The 16,360-nt window shown below is 74.8% G+C and carries 11 protein-coding genes; 5 read left to right on the forward strand and 6 right to left on the reverse strand.

Annotation, left to right across the window (positions count from 1 at the left end; all coding sequences use genetic code 11):
• Nucleotides 1-49: 49 nt before the first annotated feature.
• Nucleotides 50-1,423: a 4-aminobutyrate--2-oxoglutarate transaminase gene (gene gabT / locus ACFPZN_RS15430; protein ID WP_378282638.1), complete on the forward strand. Its 1,374-nt coding sequence runs from the start codon at nt 50-52 to the stop codon at nt 1,421-1,423.
• Here gabT and ACFPZN_RS15435 read toward each other — a convergent pair.
• From ACFPZN_RS15435 to ACFPZN_RS15445, 3 genes are all read right to left on the reverse strand, one after another.
• A complete protein-coding gene (locus ACFPZN_RS15435; protein ID WP_378282639.1) occupies nt 1,420-2,442 on the reverse strand; it encodes an LLM class flavin-dependent oxidoreductase in 1,023 nt (340 codons plus the stop codon). The two genes, gabT and ACFPZN_RS15435, sit on opposite strands and share 4 nt — an antisense overlap.
• Before the next feature lie 65 nt (nt 2,443-2,507).
• A complete protein-coding gene (locus tag ACFPZN_RS15440; protein WP_378282640.1) occupies nt 2,508-2,831 on the reverse strand; it encodes a hypothetical protein in 324 nt (107 codons plus the stop codon).
• A 104-nt stretch (nt 2,832-2,935) separates the two neighbouring features.
• On the reverse strand, nt 2,936-4,636 hold the full coding sequence (locus ACFPZN_RS15445; RefSeq protein ID WP_378282641.1) for an ExeM/NucH family extracellular endonuclease: 1,701 nt from the start codon (nt 4,634-4,636) through the stop codon (nt 2,936-2,938).
• A gap of 143 nt (nt 4,637-4,779) precedes the next feature.
• On the opposite strand from ACFPZN_RS15445, the gene ACFPZN_RS15450 reads away from it, so the two are divergent.
• Complete coding sequence (locus ACFPZN_RS15450) at nt 4,780-5,757, forward strand: SDR family NAD(P)-dependent oxidoreductase (RefSeq protein WP_378282642.1); 978 nt, start codon at nt 4,780-4,782, stop codon at nt 5,755-5,757.
• A 120-nt stretch (nt 5,758-5,877) separates the two neighbouring features.
• Entirely contained in the window at nt 5,878-6,687 is an 810-nt protein-coding gene (locus ACFPZN_RS15455) for an IPT/TIG domain-containing protein (RefSeq protein WP_378282643.1), read from the forward strand.
• Nucleotides 6,688-6,694: 7 nt separating this feature from the next.
• On the opposite strand, the gene ACFPZN_RS15460 is transcribed toward ACFPZN_RS15455, so the two are convergent.
• Nucleotides 6,695-8,155, reverse strand: a complete 1,461-nt coding sequence (locus tag ACFPZN_RS15460; RefSeq protein WP_378282644.1) for a hypothetical protein — start codon at nt 8,153-8,155, stop codon at nt 6,695-6,697.
• 281 nt (nt 8,156-8,436) lie between these two features.
• Between ACFPZN_RS15460 and ACFPZN_RS15465 the strand changes: the two genes are divergently transcribed.
• Nucleotides 8,437-9,168: a hypothetical protein gene (locus tag ACFPZN_RS15465; RefSeq protein ID WP_378282645.1), complete on the forward strand. Its 732-nt coding sequence runs from the start codon at nt 8,437-8,439 to the stop codon at nt 9,166-9,168.
• A 13-nt stretch (nt 9,169-9,181) separates the two neighbouring features.
• On the opposite strand, the gene ACFPZN_RS15470 is transcribed toward ACFPZN_RS15465, so the two are convergent.
• Complete coding sequence (locus tag ACFPZN_RS15470; RefSeq protein WP_378282646.1) at nt 9,182-10,048, reverse strand: NAD(P)-dependent oxidoreductase; 867 nt, start codon at nt 10,046-10,048, stop codon at nt 9,182-9,184.
• Nucleotides 10,049-10,156: 108 nt separating this feature from the next.
• On the opposite strand from ACFPZN_RS15470, the gene ACFPZN_RS15475 reads away from it, so the two are divergent.
• The gene (locus tag ACFPZN_RS15475) at nt 10,157-13,273 is read left to right on the forward strand and encodes an AfsR/SARP family transcriptional regulator (RefSeq protein WP_378282647.1); all 3,117 of its coding nucleotides are present in this window, start codon (nt 10,157-10,159) and stop codon (nt 13,271-13,273) included.
• Nucleotide 13,274: 1 nt separating this feature from the next.
• Here ACFPZN_RS15475 and ACFPZN_RS15480 read toward each other — a convergent pair whose 3' ends face one another.
• Nucleotides 13,275-15,953, reverse strand: a complete 2,679-nt coding sequence (locus tag ACFPZN_RS15480; RefSeq protein ID WP_378282648.1) for an ATP-binding protein — start codon at nt 15,951-15,953, stop codon at nt 13,275-13,277.
• Nucleotides 15,954-16,360: the final 407 nt, after the last annotated feature.

The following is a 16,360-nucleotide window of genomic DNA, read 5'->3' on the forward strand; positions in this document are numbered from 1 at the left end:
GCCGGTCCGTACGGTTCAGCGTAGGTCGCGCCGCGCTTATGTTCACGCCATGAGCAGCCAGATCATCGGCGCGCCGTCCGGCGTGCACCGCCTGCCCCAGGAGCGCCGCGTCGTCACCGAGATTCCCGGACCCCGCTCGCGCGAACTCCAGGAGCGCCGCGCCGCCGCGGTCGCGCCCGGGGTGAGCAGCGTGCTCCCGGTGTACGTGACCGACGCGGGCGGCGGCGTCGTGGTCGACGCCGACGGCAACTCCCTCATCGACTTCGGCTCCGGGATCGCCGTCACCAACGTCGGCAACGCCAACCCGCGCGTCGCCGAACGGGTCGCCGCGCAGGCGGAGCGCTTCACCCACACCTGCTTCATGGTGGCGCCCTACGAGTCGTACGTCGCGGTCTGCGAGGCCCTCAACCGGCTCACCCCCGGCGACCACGCCAAGCGCACCTTCCTGGTCAACAGCGGCGCGGAGGCGGTGGAGAACGCCGTCAAGGTCGCCCGGTACGCCACCGGGCGGCAGGCGGTGGTGGTGTTCGACCACGGCTACCACGGCCGGACGCTGCTCACGATGACGCTGACCGCCAAGAACATGCCGTACAAGCACGGGTTCGGCCCCTACGCGCCCGAGGTGTACCGGATGCCGATGGCCTACCCGTTCCGCTGGCCGGGCGGGCCGGAGAACTGCGGGCCGGAGGCGGCGGCGCAGGCCGTCGACCAGATCACCAAGCAGATCGGGCCGGAGAACGTCGCCGGCGTGGTGATCGAGCCGATCCAGGGCGAGGGCGGCTTCATCGAGCCCGCGCCCGGGTTCCTGCCCGCGATCGCCGAGTTCTGCCGGGCGCACGGGATCGTGTTCATCGCCGACGAGGTGCAGACCGGGTTCGCCCGCACCGGCGACCTGTTCGCGTGCGAGCACGAGGGCGTCGTCCCCGACATCGTCACCACGGCCAAGGGCATCGCGGGCGGGATGCCGCTCGCCGCGGTCACCGGCCGCGCCGACCTGCTCGACCGGATCCACGCGGGCGGGCTCGGCGGGACCTACGGCGGCAACCCGGTCTCCTGCGAGGCGGCGCTGGCCGTGCTGGAGGAGATCGAGAACGAGAAGCTGGCCGACCGGGCCCGCGCGATCGGCGAGGTGATGCTGCCCCGGCTGCGCGCCCTGGCCGAGCGCCACCCCGAGGTCGGCGACGTGCGCGGCCGCGGCGCGATGATCGCGGTCGAGCTGGTGCGCGGCGACGGCTCGAAGGAGCCGAACCCGGAGCTGACCGCCGAGGTCGCGCGCCGCTGCCACGCCGCCGGGCTGCTGACGCTGACCGCGGGCACCTACGGCAACGTGCTGCGCTTCCTGCCGCCGCTGGTCATCCCCGAGCACCTGCTCAAGGAGGGCTTGGACGTCCTGGACGAGGCGTTCGCCGCCGCGACCGCCTAGAAGGCGCTGGCGGCGGGTTCCTCGGCGGCGGGCCGTTCGGTGCCGAGGCCGTAGAGGCCGGCGAGGATGTCGTACGAGCGCAGGCGGTCCGCGTGCTCGTACACCGAGGTCACCACCATCACCTCGTCGGCCTCCGTCCGCCCCAGCAGCGCGTCCAGCTGGGCCCGGACCGTCTCCGGGCCGCCCACGACCTGGCCGGCCAGCCGCGACTCGATGGCCTGGCGTTCGAACGGCGTGTACGGGTGCGCGGCGGTCTCCTCGGGGCTGGGCAGCGGCCCCGGGAGGCCCTGCCGCAGCCGCAGGAACGACAGCGCCTGCGGGGCGGCCAGCTCGCGCGCCCGCTCGTCGGTCTCGGCCGCCGTGACCGCCACCCCGATCATCGCGTACGGGCGTTCCAGCGCCTCCGAGGGGCGGAACGACTCGCGGTAGAGCTCGAGCGCCGGGAGGGTGTTCTCGGAGCTGAAGTGGTGGGCGAACGCGAACGGCAGGCCCAGCAGGCCCGACAGCCGGGCGCTGTAGCCGCTGGAGCCCAGCAGCCACACCGGGGGCTCGTTGCCCGCGGCCGGGGTCACGGTGCTCTGCGCCCCGAAGTAGGCGCGCAACTCGTGCACCTGCTCAGGGAAGTCGTCGACCGACAGGGCGTCGGGGGAGCGGCGCAGGGCGCGGGCGGTGGCCTGGTCGGTGCCGGGGGCGCGGCCCAGGCCGAGGTCGATGCGCCCGGGGTGGAGCGCCTCCAGCGTCCCGAACTGCTCGGCCACCACCATCGGGGCGTGGTTGGGCAGCATGACGCCGCCCGAGCCCACCCGCATCCGGGACGTGGCGGCGGCGACCTGGCCGATGAGCACGGCGGTGGCGGAACTGGCGATCCCCGGCATCGCGTGGTGCTCGGCCAGCCAGTACCGGTGATAGCCGAGCGCCTCGGTGTGCCGGGCCAGGTCGAGGGTGTTGCGCAGGGCCTGGGCGGAGGTGGAGCCGCTCACCACGGGGGACAGGTCGAGAACCGAGAAGGGGACGCTCATGATCCGTGCAACTTCGCGGGGCCGCGTCCTCTTCCCGGTGCCCGCCGATCATTCGGCGGAACGGCTCAGCGGAACGGCAGGGTCGCGGCGATGACGACGGCCACCGCGAGCACGGGGGCCACCGTGACGCTGAGCCAGGACCACGACACGAGCTTGCGGGCGCGCGCGGGGTCGTCCTTGAAGACCTCCTCGGCCTTCGTGTAGAGGATCGCGCCGACGAAGAGCAGGGGGAAGAACAGCACCATCGTCCACAGGCCGGCCAGGAAGGCGAGGACCTGGCCGGTCCGCGTGTAGGTGCCGTCCTGGCCGATGCCGAAGGCGGGGTGGGAGGCGGTGGGACCGGCGGAGGCGACGGGCAGGGCGCCGGGGGCGGGGGCGGCTTCGTTCATGACGGGTCACCGATCGACGTAGCAAACGTTCGGTCAAGTGACCTGGATCATACGCCGCGGAGGCGCACCCGTCGATGACCCCGTCCCCGTCCCCGCCCCCGGGCTCACCGCAGCCGCAGCCCGACCAGCACCGGGTCGTGGTCGGAGGAGCGGTAGGCGTCCGGCCGGTACAGCCCCGGCGGGTTGTACTCGGTGTTGTAGTCGAGGATGAGCGGCTCGTCGCTGTTGATGTGCCAGATCGTCGCGCCGCTGACCCGCTTGGACAGCTCCGGCCCGGCCAGGACGTGGTCCAGCTCGCCCGACTGGCCGTCGAACACGTAGCTGTAGCGCTGCCCGTCCCGGACGAACCGCTCGGTCTGCCCGACCAGCCCGGCCGCGGTCAGCACCTTCATCGGGTCCTCGGCGGAGTAGGCGTTCAGGTCGCCGAGCACCAGCGGGCCCTCCTCGCGCGCCGCCAGGTCCGCGATCGTCCGGGCCTGGGTGACGCGGCGGGGGTTGAAGCAGCCCTGGCCGTCGCCCTGGTCGCGGTCCGCGCCGGTCGCGCCGTCGCAGCCCTTCGACTTGAAGTGGTTCACGATCATGGTGAACGGGGCGCCGCCCGCGGCGGGCCGGAACGTCTGCACCAGCGGCGGCCGCTCGAACACCGGCTCGGCCGACGACCGCGCCGCGCCCACCGGCGTGAGCCGGGCGGTCTTGTAGATGATCGAGACGTGGATCGCGTCGGTGCCCGGGTTCGGGTGCCTGATCCAGCTGTAGGTGCCCGCGCCGACGGCCGCGTTCAGCCGGTCCACCAGCGCCTTGACCGCGGTGTCGCCGTTGTTCTCGACCTCCATGAGCCCGACCGCGTCGGCGTCCAGGCCCTTGAGCGCCGCGACCAGCTTGGCGATCTGCCGCTCCTGCTCCTCGGCGGTCGTGGCGCCGCGCTCGTCCAGCGTCGTGAACCAGTTCAGCGTGTTGAAGCTCGCCACCTTGACGTCGCCGCCGACCCCGGCGGGCTTGGCGGGACGCGGGTTGGCGCGGGCGAAGTGGGTGTCGCTCGTCGGCTGCAGCCGGTAGCTGCCGAAGCCCTGGCTGAGCACGCCGGTGAGGTTGGTCGTGGTGTCGCCGATGCGCAGCGCGTGCGGCTCGGTGAACGGGACGCGCGCCGGGTTCTGCACCGTCGAGCCGTCGTCGACCAGCAGCCGGCGCGCGTCGTTGCCCGCCTGCGTGCCGCCGCGTCCCTCGGTCGGCTGGAACAGCCGCCCGCCCTCGGAGACGGTCACCTCGCCGTACCGTCCGAGCTGGTAGGTCTCGGTCGCGGTGAGCCGCTGGCCGAACCGCAGCAGGACGCCCTCGTACGCCTCGACGCCGCCCTCCAGCGGCAGCCTCACCCGCGCGGGCTTGATCGAACGGGCCGTGCCGCACACGTCGACGGCGGTCACCGGCGACAGCTCGGTCAGGCCGCCGAACTCGACCGCCCGGCCGGTCACCAGCACGCGGTCCCCGGTCTTGACCTCTTTGGTCGAGTAGACGAACAGGCCGTCGGAGGTGCGCGGGTCGTCGTCGGGGGCCGGGTCCTGGACGAAGAAGCCCTTGAGCTGGTCGTCGGCCTGGAAGTCCCCGGTGACGGTGCCCTCGATCCGCACCGTCTGCCCGTTCAGGGGCGTGGTGGCCCCGGTGCCCTGGACCTGGGCGATCCGGTGCGTGGCGGGGGTGCTCTCGCACGCCTCCGCCGGTGTCCCGCCCAGGGCCGTCCCGGCACCGGCCGTCGTGGTGGCGAGACCCGCGGCCAGGGCGGTCGCGACTGCTGCTGCTGTACGGCGCATGCGCGGAGGCTAAGCCGGACGCGGTTCACCCTGGCCAACCCTTGGTGAAGACTCCATCGATTCGTAATGAACCACGAAATATCGGGCTTGGAGGGCAGGGGCGGATTGACCTGGAGTGTGCTCCAGTCCCTAGCGTGGGGGCCATGACGGCACAGCGGACGACACCGCAGCACAAGATCGGCTCGGGCTTCGGCGCGCAGAGCACCGCGGCCGAGGTCCTGAGCGGCATCGACCTGTCCGGCAGGCTCGCCATCGTCACCGGCGGGTACTCGGGGATCGGCCTGGAGACCACCCGGGCGCTCGCGGGCGCCGGCGCGCACGTGGTCGTCCCGGCCCGGCGGCGGTCCACCGCCGAGGAGGCGCTGGCGGGGATCGACGGCGCCGAGGTCGGCGTGCTGGACCTGGGCGACCTGGAGAGCGTCCGCCGCTTCGCCGAGGACTTCCTGGCCTCCGGACGCGGCATCGACATCGTGATCAACAGCGCCGGCGTCATGGCCAACCCGGAGACCCGCGTCGGCCCCGGCTGGGAGTCCCAGTTCGCCACCAACCACCTGGGCCACTTCGCGCTGGTCAACCGGCTGTGGCCGGCGCTGCGGCCCGGCGCCCGGGTGGTGTCGGTGTCCTCCATCGCCCACCGGAACTCCGGGATCCGCTGGGACGACCTCTCCTTCGAGCGCGGCTACGACAAGTGGGCGGCCTACGGGCAGGCCAAGACGGCCAACGTGCTGTTCGCCGTGCGGCTCGACGCCCTCGGCCGCGACTCCGGCGTCCGCGCCTTCGCCCTGCATCCCGGCGGCATCCGCACCCCGCTGCAGCGCCACATCCCCAAGGAGGAGATGATCGCCAGCGGCTGGATGGACGAGGAGGGGAACTCGCTCTTCGATTGGAAGTCGCCCGAGCAGGGCGCTGCCACGCAGGTGTGGGCGGCCACGTCGCCGCAGCTGGACGGCATGGGCGGCGTCTACCTGGAGGACTGCGACATCGCCGAGGTCTGGACGGACGACGCGCCCCCCGGCACCGGCGTCCAGCCGTACGCGGTCGACCCCGGCGACGCCGAGCGCCTCTGGACGCTCTCCGCCGAGCTCACCGGCGTCGACGCCTTCGCCCCGGCCCCGTCCTGAATGCCTCGCCTTGAACCAAGCCTCCTGAACCCGGCCGCAAGCCCGAAACGCCCGGGAGGCGCGCCTCGATAACCGTGCGACGACCCCGCCGACCCGGCGGCGGGGCGCGGCGGGAACGGGGTGCGCGCGTTGGCGGGGAGCGGGTCGGCGGTCGGCACCGGATACGCGCGCACGCGCGACATCGTCCTCGTCGCTGCGGCCCTGGCGCTCCTCGCGGCGGGACTGGCGGTCGTGCTCGTGCAGGCGTGGCCGCCCGCGCCCCAGATCGGCCGGGACGGGCGGCCCGAGGCGACGGCGAACGTGGTGACCGTCCACCTGTTCGGCGCCGTGGCCAGGATGACCCGCGAGGAGTGCCTGTTCGTCATCGTCATGGCGGCGGGCGCGATCGGCGGGGTCGTGCACGCCCTGCGCTCCCTCTACTGGTACGTCGGGAACCGGGCGCTGCGGCGCAGCTGGCTGATGATGTACCTGTTCCTGCCGTTCGTCGGGGCGCTGCTCGGGCTGATCGTGTACCTGGTGCTGCGCGGCGGGCTGACCTCGCCGACCGGCGGCTCGTCCGACGTCAACCCCTACGGCGTCACCGCGATCGCCGCGCTGGTCGGCCTGTTCTCGCAGGAGACCGCCGAGAAGCTGCGGTCGGTCTTCGCCACCCTGCTCACCCCCGCCCAGGCGGGACGCGACCAGGCGCTGCCGCCCCAGGTGCACTCGGTGGAGCCCGCGTCCGGGCCGGTGGGCGCCGTGGTCGTGATCCGGGGCGCGGGCCTGGGCTCGGCGTCCGCCGTCCGCTTCGGCGCGGTGGACGCCCCGGTGACCGACGCCGGCGACGACCGCGTCCAGACCACGGTGCCGCCCGGCGCCGTCACCGGGCGGCCGACCGTCATCACGCCGGGCGGCACGGCGACCGGCCCCATGGAGTTCACCGTGGAATGACCCCGGGTCAGTCGCCGGGCCAGTGGTCGTGCCAGAGGTGGTACGCGGCGCCCGGCATGACGGCCGGGAGGGCGCGCGTGTCGTCCAGCACGGCGGGCTCCTCGCCGGTCTTGGCGCGGGCGAACTGGACGTCGCCGGCGTACGAGGCGCGGGCGGGGTCGCCCGGACCCGCCACCAGGGCGGTGTAGCGGGGGCCCTGGAGCTCGTCGGCGGGGACGGCCGTGCCGATCACCAGGCTGTTGGCGACCGTGACCCAGCCGCCCAGCGCCGAGATCTGCCGCTCGGCGGCCTGCTGCTCCCACCGGTAGCGCAGGATGGGCTTGGAGAAGATCGGCACGAACAGGTGGGAGACGCCGCAGGACAGCAGCTCGCGCTCCCACCCGACGGAGCGGCTGAGGTCCTCGCAGATCAGGACGGCCAGCCGGCCGAAGGACGAGTCGAGCAGGCCGACCTTGGAGCCGGGGGTGAGGTACTCGTCGGCGGTGCCGGTGGACGGCGCGCCCGGCAGCCGCCACAGCCGCATCTGGGCGGCGTCCAGGGTGAAGCCCGACAGCTTGTCCTGGACGAGCAGCTCCCGGCCCGTCCAGCGGTCGATCAGGACCGCCCGGTTGGGCGGCGGGTCGTCGGTGCCGAGGGGGCCGCTGCCGAGCAGGAGGAAGCGCAGCGGGTGCCTGCCGCGATCGCGGCCGGCGGTGTGGAAGGCGGCCTCCTTCCAGCGCTCCAGCAGCGTGTCCGACAGCGACACCTCCGGCATCACCGCGATCCGGGCGCCGGCCTCGTCCAGCCGCCGGATGATCGTCTCGATCCGGTCCCGGCTGACGTGGGAGTCGCTGGGGCGCAGCCGGTACACGGTCATGCCGTACCGGCGCTCGAAGTCGATCTCGATGTCGTCGAAGGTCTCCAGCACGGGCACGCAGCCGACCGGCACCGGCTCGTCGCGGTCGAAGTGCGGGTCGAGGACCGGGGGCAGCAGGGTGTGGTCGACCTTCGCCCACTCCTCGGGCGGGACGCGGTGCACGCCGAAGAACTCGGCCTTGGTGCGGCGTCCGCGCGGGCGGCCGGGGAAGGCGCAGCGGGGGAGCAGCGCGCCCTCCCGCTCGTCCCCGTTGAGGCGCCCCTCGGTGAGGTACCGGACGGTCAGGCCGGTCAGCGCGGGGGCGTCGTGGTACGGGCCGTAGGGGTTGGCGTGCGCGAGCGCGCCGTCGAGCCCCAGCAGGACCGTGAACCGGCCGCGGTCGCCGTCCTCGGCGATGTTCTCCTCGGTCACCTCGGGGCTGAGCGAGCCCAGCGCCAGGACGATCTCGGAGATCTCCCCGGCGCGGCGCCGCACCCCCGCGTCGTCGTACCACCGCGTGGCCTGCCACCCGTGGAAGTGGCGGTCGGGAAGCTCGTCGTAGAGCTGGAGGAAGAGATCAGCTGGATCGGCGGGATGGGCCTCACGGGCAGGTGCCGCCAACTGATCCGTCATAAGCGCCCCCAGGGGGTTGACAAGGGTGGTCACGGGTGGTCGATCGATGCTAACTCTCGCGAGTTCCGGCCATCAGTGGCATCTGATACAGAAACCCCGGCGGATGTCGGGGGCCCCGATTTCGGAACGTCCGTACGTGATCTTGGGGCTTCCGAAACCTCGCCGGAAAGGTCTCCTTCGTCACTTGACATTCACTTGGCATGGACGCATCCTGAGGTGGTCCGTCTTCCGCGACGACCGTGGGGTGAGCCGTGAACGCAGGGGCGCAGGGCAGGGGGCAGATGCCGCAGCTCGGTCACGACCGGAGGTCGGAGGTCAGGCGGCTGATCGACGCGATGGAGCACGCCAAAACGATCAGCGACGGCCAGTTCAGCGCGCTGGGCATGCTCATCACCGACGCCTCGCTCTGCGCCGACGAGCCGGCGCTCGTCGAGGTCCAGGACGGACTCCAGTGGCTGCACCGCACGCACTATCTCGACGCCCCCGCCCTGGACGGCGACCAGCGCGAGCAGCGCGGCCGCGTCCTCGGGCTCATCGACACCGTGCACTGGGCGCTGCGGCGCCTGCCGTCCGGCCTGCAGCTCTCGCTGCACCCCGAGGGCCACGCGGCCCGCTTCCTGGTCGCGGTGGCGCGCCGGCAGGGCTTGTCCAACCAGCAGCTCGCCGCTGAGCTCGGCACCGACGAGACCGAGATCAGCCGGGTCGGGCGCAAGCTGCTGAGCGCGGGCGTGGTGTGGCGCCGCAAGGAATGGCGGCACAACGCCTGGGACATCACGCCGCGCGGGCTCCAGTACGCCGAGAACGCCGGGCTGCTCAAGGACAGGGACAAGGACCGTGAGGAGGCCGTCGCGGCCTCCGCCCCCCGTCCGGGTGAGGGTCGTCCGGAGCCGTCCGGCCGCCGGGGCCTCGACCAGGCCGCCGACCGTGCGGACCGGTCCGACCGTGCCGAGCGTCCCGCGGGCTCCGAGCGCCCGCGGCGGGGCCCCGAGGAGCCGGGCCGCGGCCAGGGCTGAAGCACACCCGTTTCTACTCGGGGCGGGGATTCTGGATCAGTTCGACCAGGCGCGTCAGCGCGTCGGCGCCGTGGCCCTCGGCGTACGCGCGGTCGATCAGCTCCCCGATCGGTTCGAGGAGTGTGGTGCCGATCCCCTGGTCGCGGGCCGCGTCGACCAGGTTGGGGAAGCCCGCCGCGTTGTTGGCAATGCTGGACACCTCGGTCGCGTGGTCGCCGCCGTCGATGTGCCGCGCCGCCCCGGGCAGCCCCGCCAGCATCGCGGTGAGCCAGTCGGCGACCATCGGGGTGAACTCCTCCGCGGTGACCTTCTCGGTGCCGACCAGCGCCATCGCGTGGTAGTAGCCGCCGAACATGCCGTACATCGCGCTGAGCAGCGCCAGGTCGTACAGCGGGGCCAGGCCCGCGTCGCCGCCGAGGAAGCGCGCGCCGGCGAGGGCCTCCAGCGTGCCGCGGTGGGCGTCGAAGGCGCGCCGCGAGCCGCTGTAGAGCACGAGGGCGCCCGGATTCCCGATCATCGGCGGGACGGCCATGATGCCGCCGTCCAGGTAGTCGGCTCCGTGGCCGGCGACCCGTTCGGCCATCGCGCGGGCCTGGCGCGGCGTCCCGTTGGTCAGGTTGGCGACGGTGCGCCCGGCGAGCGCCCCGGCGGCCTCGTCCAGCACGTCCTGGACGTTGGCGTAGACCGACAGGCAGACGATGACCAGATCGCTCGCGGCGACCGCCTCGGCCGGGGTGCGGGCCTGCGCGGCGCCCTTGCCGACCAGCGGCGCGGCCTTCGCCGGCGAGCGGTTCCACACGGTCGTCTCGTGGCCGTTCCGCAGCAGGGCCTCGGCGAGGGCCGTCCCCATCAGGCCGAGCCCCATGACCGTCACTTTCATTCGTGCGCTCCCATCGTGTGATCCGTTCGGTGCGTCAGTGCGGTCAGCGTCGCCCGCGGGACTTCGGGTTCGTTTCGGGCCCGGTCCGGGTCGCATACGGTGATCGGTATGCGTTTCGGGGTGCTCGGGCCGCTGGAGGCGCGGACCGGGGACGGGGAGCCGGTCACCGTGCCGGACCGGAAGGTGCGGGTGGTTCTCGCGGCCCTGCTGGCGCACCGGGCGCGGGTCGTCCCGGCGGACCGGCTGGTCGACGACCTGTGGGGGTCCGGCCTCGCGGCCCGGCCGTCCCGTCCCGCCGCGACGTTGCAGGCCCGCGTCTCGCAGCTGCGCCGGACGCTGGAGGACGCCGAGCCCGGGGCGCGGGCGCTGGTGGAGTCGCGCCCGCCCGGGTACCTGCTGGCGGTCACCGCGGACGACGTCGACTCCGGAACGTTCGAGGCCCTGGCAGAACGGGCCGCCGCCGTCGCCGACCCGCGCTCGAAGGCCGCGCTCCTGGACGAGGCGCTCGCCCTGTGGCGGGGCGAGGCGTTCGCCGGGTTCGACGAGGTCGAGTCCGTCCGGGCCGAGGCCGTACGGCTGGAGGAACTGCGGCTCACGGTCGTCGAGGAGCGCGCCGAAGCCCTCCTGGAGCTGGGGGAGCGCCACCGCCTCGCGGGAGAACTGGCCGAGCACGTCGCCCGCCATCCCCTCCGCGAACGGCTCCGCGCCGCCCACATGCGCGCCCTCTACCGCGCGGGACGGCAGCACGAGGCCCTGCGCGCCTACGACGAGCTGCGCGAGCACCTCCGGGAGGAACTGGGCCTGGACCCGGCCCCCGGCCTGGCCGCCCTCCACCAGGCGATCCTGCGGCAGGACCCGGCCCTGGACGCCCGCCCCCGCACCAACCTGCCCGCCCCCGTGACCGGGCTGGTGGGACGGGAGGGGGCGCTGCGCGACGTGCGGGCCGAACTCGCGCGGACCCGCCTGCTGACCCTGACCGGGCCGGGCGGGGTCGGCAAGACCCGGCTCGCGCTGGAGGCGGCGCGGGAGACCGTCCCGGACCATCCCGACGGGGTGTGGCTGGTCGAGCTGGCCGCCCTCGACCACGTGGGCGCCGCCCTGGTCCCGATGGTGTCGGCGGCGCTCGGCGTCCGCGACGGCGACCGGCCCGCCGCCGATCCCGTCGAACGGCTGGCGGGGGCGCTGCGCGGCAGGCGGATGCTGCTGATCCTGGACAACTGCGAGCACGTGGTGGAGCCGGTCGCGGCACTGGTGGCGGTGCTGCTGCGCTCCGTACCGGGGCTGCGGGTGCTGGCGACGAGCCGCCAGCCGCTCGGCGTGTACGGGGAGCGGCTGTGGCCCGTGCCGCCGCTCGAGGTGCCGCGCGGCGGGGAGGACCTCGCCGAGCTGGCCCGGTACGGCGCCGTCGAGCTGTTCACCGCCCGCGCCGGGCCCGGGTTCGCGCTGGCCGCGGCGAACGCGGCGGCGGTGGCGGCGATCTGCCGCAGGCTGGACGGGCTGCCGCTGGCGCTGGAGCTGGCCGCGACCCGCGTCCGCGCGCTGGGCGCCCGCGAGCTGGCCGCCCGCCTCGACGACCGGTTCCGGCTGCTGGACGGCGGCGCCCGGGACGCGCCCGGCCGGCAGCGCACCCTCCGGGCGGTGATCGACTGGAGCCACGAGCCGCTGCCCGAGCCCGACCGCCGGGTGCTGCGCCGCCTGGCCGTGCACGCCGACGGCTGCACCCTGGAGGCGGCCGAGCGGGTGTGCGACGACGGCGACGTCCTCGACCGGCTGGCCGGGCTGGTCGACCGCTCGCTGGTGGTCATGGCCGAGACCCCGGGCGGGCCGCGCTACCGGCTGCTGGAATCGGTCGCCGCGTACTGCGTGGAACGCCTCCGCGAGGCCGGGGAGTACGAGCGGACCCGGCGCCGCCACTACCTCTACCACCTCGGCCTGGCCGAACGTGCCGAGCCGCGGCTGCGCTCGCACGACCAGCGCGAGTGGCTGGCCCGCCTGGACGCCGAGAGCGCCGACATGCGGGCCGCGCTGGACGCCGCCGTCGAGGACGGCGCGGCCGAGGCCGCGCTGCGGCTCGTGAACGCCCTGTGCTGGTCGTGGTTCCTGAGGGGACGCCTGGGCGAGGCGCTGCACGCCTTGGACAAGGCGATCGGCGCAGCGACCGGCGCCGCGTCCCGGGGCATCGACCCCGCGCTGCTCGCCCGCGCCCGGACCTGGCGTGCCGGGCTCGCGATGCTCGAAGGCGACGGCAACGGCCGCGCGGAACTGACGCGGGAGGCGCTGGCGGCCTTCGAGGGCCTGGGGGACGGCCACGGCCGCGCCTGGGCGGCCTGGTTCCTGGGCTTCGCCCGCGCCGGGTTCGGCGACCTCGGCGCCATCGACGACCTGGTCGGCCAGGCCCTCGACGGGTTCGCCGCCGCGGGCGACGGCTGGGGCACGGCCGCGGCGCTGCGCTCCCGCGCCGGGCAGGCGATGGTGCGGGGCGACCTCGCGGCCGTGGAACGCGATGGTGAGCGAAGCGCCGCACTGTTCCGGAGCCTCGGCGACCGGTGGGGGCTGCTCCAGGTCACCGAGCCGCTGGGCGTGCTCGCCGAGACCAGGGGCGACTACCCGCGCGCCGCCGCGTACCACGAGGACGGGCTGCGCACGGCCGAAGAGCTGGGGCTGTGGACGGAGGCGTCGGGCAAGCTGGCCCGGCTCGGCCGCGTCGCGCTGCTGGAGGGCGACCACGACCGCGCCGACGACCTGCACCGCCGCGCCGCACGCCTGGCCAGGGCCGAGTCGCACCGGCGGGCGGAGAACTTCGCCGAGATCGGGCTGGCCCTGGCCGCCCGGAGACGCGGCGACCTGGACGCGGCGGAGTCGTACCTGCGCGCGTGGCTCGACTGGTGCCGCGACGCCGACGGCAGCCCCGGCCTGGCCCTGATCCTCGCCGAACTCGGCTTCGTCGCCGAACTGCGCGGCGACGGGGAGTCCGCGCTGCGCCTGCACCGGGAGGGGCTCGCCGCCGCCCGCGCCACCGGGAACCCGCGCGCGGTCGCGCTCGCACTGGAGGGCCTGGCGGGGGCGCTGGACGATCCAGGCGAGGCGGCGCGATCGCTGGAGGAGGCCACCGCGATCCGCGCGTCCACCGGCGCGCCCCTCCCGCCCGCCGAACGCGCCGACGTCGACCGCATCGCCGCCCGCATCGCCGCGTCGGCCACCCCCACGCCCGCTTCCGCCGGCTGAGTCAGGGGGAGGGCACGGCGGCCTCGGACTCGGGGAGTTCGCGGACGGTGTCGTCGTCGAGGATCAGCAGCCGGTCACGGACCCGGGACGCCTGCGGTGAGCGCAGGTCCTGGAACGCCTCCAGGGCCCGCGTCCAGCACGCGCGGGCGGCCTCGGGCCGCCCGGCCCTCAGATGGGCCTTGCCGAGGCCGTCGAGGGTCTCGCCCCGGCCCCGCCAGTCGCCGATCTCGCGGAAGATCTCCAGCGCCCGCCCGTAGTGGCCGGTGGCCTGCTCGGGACGTCCCAGCGTCTGGTAGGCGTGGCCGAGCCCGTACAGCGCCCAGCCCTCGGCGCGCCGGTCGGTGCCCCGGGCGATGCACAGCGCCCGCTCGAAGTGGTTCAGCGCCTCGGCGTGGCGGCGCCGTCCCGCGTACGCGAACCCGAGCCCGCCGAGCGACCAGGCCCGGCCGCCCGCGTCGCCGATCTCGGTGGAGATCCGCAGCGCCTGGCGGTGCAGCAGGATCGCCTCGTCGTAGCGGTGCAGGCGGCGCAGCGCGTACCCGAGGCCGTGCAGCGCCCACGCCTCGCCCCGCCGGTCCCGGACGTACTTGAAGATCAGCTGCGCGCTGAGGAAGTGGTTGGCCGCCTCCTCGAAGCGGCCGCGGTCCTGCCGGGCGAAGCCGAGCGCGCCCAGCGCGTACGCCTCCCCGGCGTCGTCGCCGGAGTGCCGGGCCGAGTCGAGGGCGCCGCGGTGGGCGGCGACCCAGTCCGTCCACGGGCCGCGCGGAAGGCAGAGCGTCCACAGCGCCAGCGGGAGCCGCCACCCGATGTCGTGGTGGCCGGTCGCGGGCGCGTGGCGGACGGCGGCGACCAGGTTGTCCCGCTCGGACTCGCACCACTCCCGCGCCTCCCGCGCGGACCGGAAGCGGCGCGGCGGCGGGCCGTCCGGCACGGTCAGGCGGGGCGCGACGCGGTGCGGGCACAGCAGCCGCCGTGCGTCGTCGGCGGTGTGCAGGTACCAGGCCAGGACGCGGCGCACGGCCGCGGAGCGGTCCCGCCGCGGCTCCTCGGTCTCGGCCAGCTCGGCGGCGTAGCAGCGCAGCAGCCCGGTGAGGCGGTAGCGGCCGCCGGGGGCCGCCTCCTCCAGCAGGTGCGCCCGGACGAGCCGGTCGAGCAGCCGCCGCGCCTCGCCGGGCCCGGCACCGGCGAGGGCGGTGGCGGCGCCCGGCGACACCTCCGCGCCGGGATGCAGCGCCAGCAGCCGGAACATCCGCGCGGCCGGGGGCGGCAGCGCGTGGTACGACCACGACAGGACGGTGCGCGGCGCGGTGTGCTCGTCGTCGGCGCCCAGCACGTCCAGGCGGTTGCGCTCGTCCAGCTCCCGGACCAGGCCCGCCAGCCGCAGGCCGGGACGGGCCGCGGCGCGCTCGGCGGCCACCCGCAGCGCCAGCGGCAGGTGGGCGCAGTGCCGGGCCAGGTCCGCGGCGGCGCCGGGCTCGGCGTCCACCCGTTCCGCGCCGACGATCCGGCGCAGCAGCGCGCGGGACTCGGCGGGCTCCAGCGGCGCCAGCTCCAGCGGGCGGGCGCCCTCGCGGGCGGTGAGGCCGGACAGGTCGCCGCGGCCGGTGACCAGCACCGCGCAGCCGGGGGCGCCCGGCAGCAGCGGCCGGACCTGCGCGGCCGAGGCGGCGTTGTCCAGCACGATCAGGACGCGGCGGCCGTCCAGCAGCGACCGGTACAGCGCCGACCGGGCGGCGGGCGGGGCGGGGATCCGCCCGGCGGGCACGCCCAGGGCGTGCAGCACCCCCTCCAGGGCCTGCTCCGGTGCGAGCGCGGGCTCGGCGGCGTACCCGCGCAGGTCCACGTACAGCTGGCCGCCGGGGAAGCGGTGCCGCGCGCGGTGCGCGGCGTGCACGGCCAGCGCGGTCTTCCCGACCCCGGGCGTGCCGGTCACGAGCGCGATCACCACGTCGTCGCCGGGAGTGAGCCGATCGTCGAGCAGGGCCAGTTCCGCGTCCCGGCCGACGAAGTCGCGGACCGCGGCGGGGAGCTGGCGCGGTCCCTCCGGCTCGCCGGGGGCCCGTCCCAGGACGAGCCCGGACAGAGAGGGGAGGCCCGGCAGGCCCGGCAGGCGCACCCAGCCGCGCGTCAGCGTCTCCTTGACCGCCACCGGCACCTGGCGGTACGCCTTGGGGTCGCTCGCCGGGTGGTGCCGGATCACCTCCTCGTAGAACCACTCGGAGGCGATGAGCGCGAGCGTGCCGGGCGACCCGCGCAGCGCGTCCTTCAGCGGACCGGCCTCCAGCAGGCGGAACGCCAGGTTGATCGCCGTCCCCGCCACGCCGTGGTCGTCGTGCTGCACCTCCCCGGCGTGGACCGCGGCGCGCAGCCGGATCCGCGCCTCCGGCCCGGCGCCCCCGTTGTGGGCCTCCAGCTCCGAGGCCAGCTCCACCGGGAGCCGCCCGGCCAGCAGTTCCTTGGGCACCTCCGAGGGCACCAGGATCAGCACGCCGTCGCCGCGGTCCTCGCGGTGGCAGCGCTCCCAGCGCAGGCCGGAGCGGATGAAGGCCCGCCGCAGCGCCCTGTACAGACCTTCGCGCACCGCGACCTGGTCGCGGTTGGTCCGCCGGTGATCCCCGTAACCGGCCACGTCCACGCACATGATCGCCCGATGGACCGCCGGTGGTCGCTCCGCCGCCATCACCCGTCACCCCGTTCCCGTCCGTTCCGCCTTCCACATCCCGTGCATCGGCCCATGCATCGGCGTATGCATATGGGTGCCCAAATGCACGTGCATACGCATGAGCATGGGGCGATGCTAGCGCGTCCCGGCGCTCCCGTTCTTCCGTTCACGCGCAAGACTTTTCGGTACTGACGCACCGCAGTGATCGAAAAAAGGGGCGGTCCTGTCGGACCGCCCCTTTTGGACCTGTTCAGTGGTCCATGCCTAGAAGTCCATGCCGCCCATGTCCGGGGCGCCCCCGCCGGCGGCCGGGGTCTTCTCCGGCTTCTCGGCGATGACGGCCTCGGTGGTCAGGAACAGCGCCGCGATCGAGGAGGCGTTCTGCAGCGCCGACCGCGTCACCTTGGCCGGGTCCAGGATGCCCG

This window comes from Actinomadura rugatobispora, from assembly GCF_042656285.1.
Taxonomy (GTDB): Bacteria; Actinomycetota; Actinomycetes; order Streptosporangiales; family Streptosporangiaceae; genus Spirillospora; species Spirillospora rugatobispora.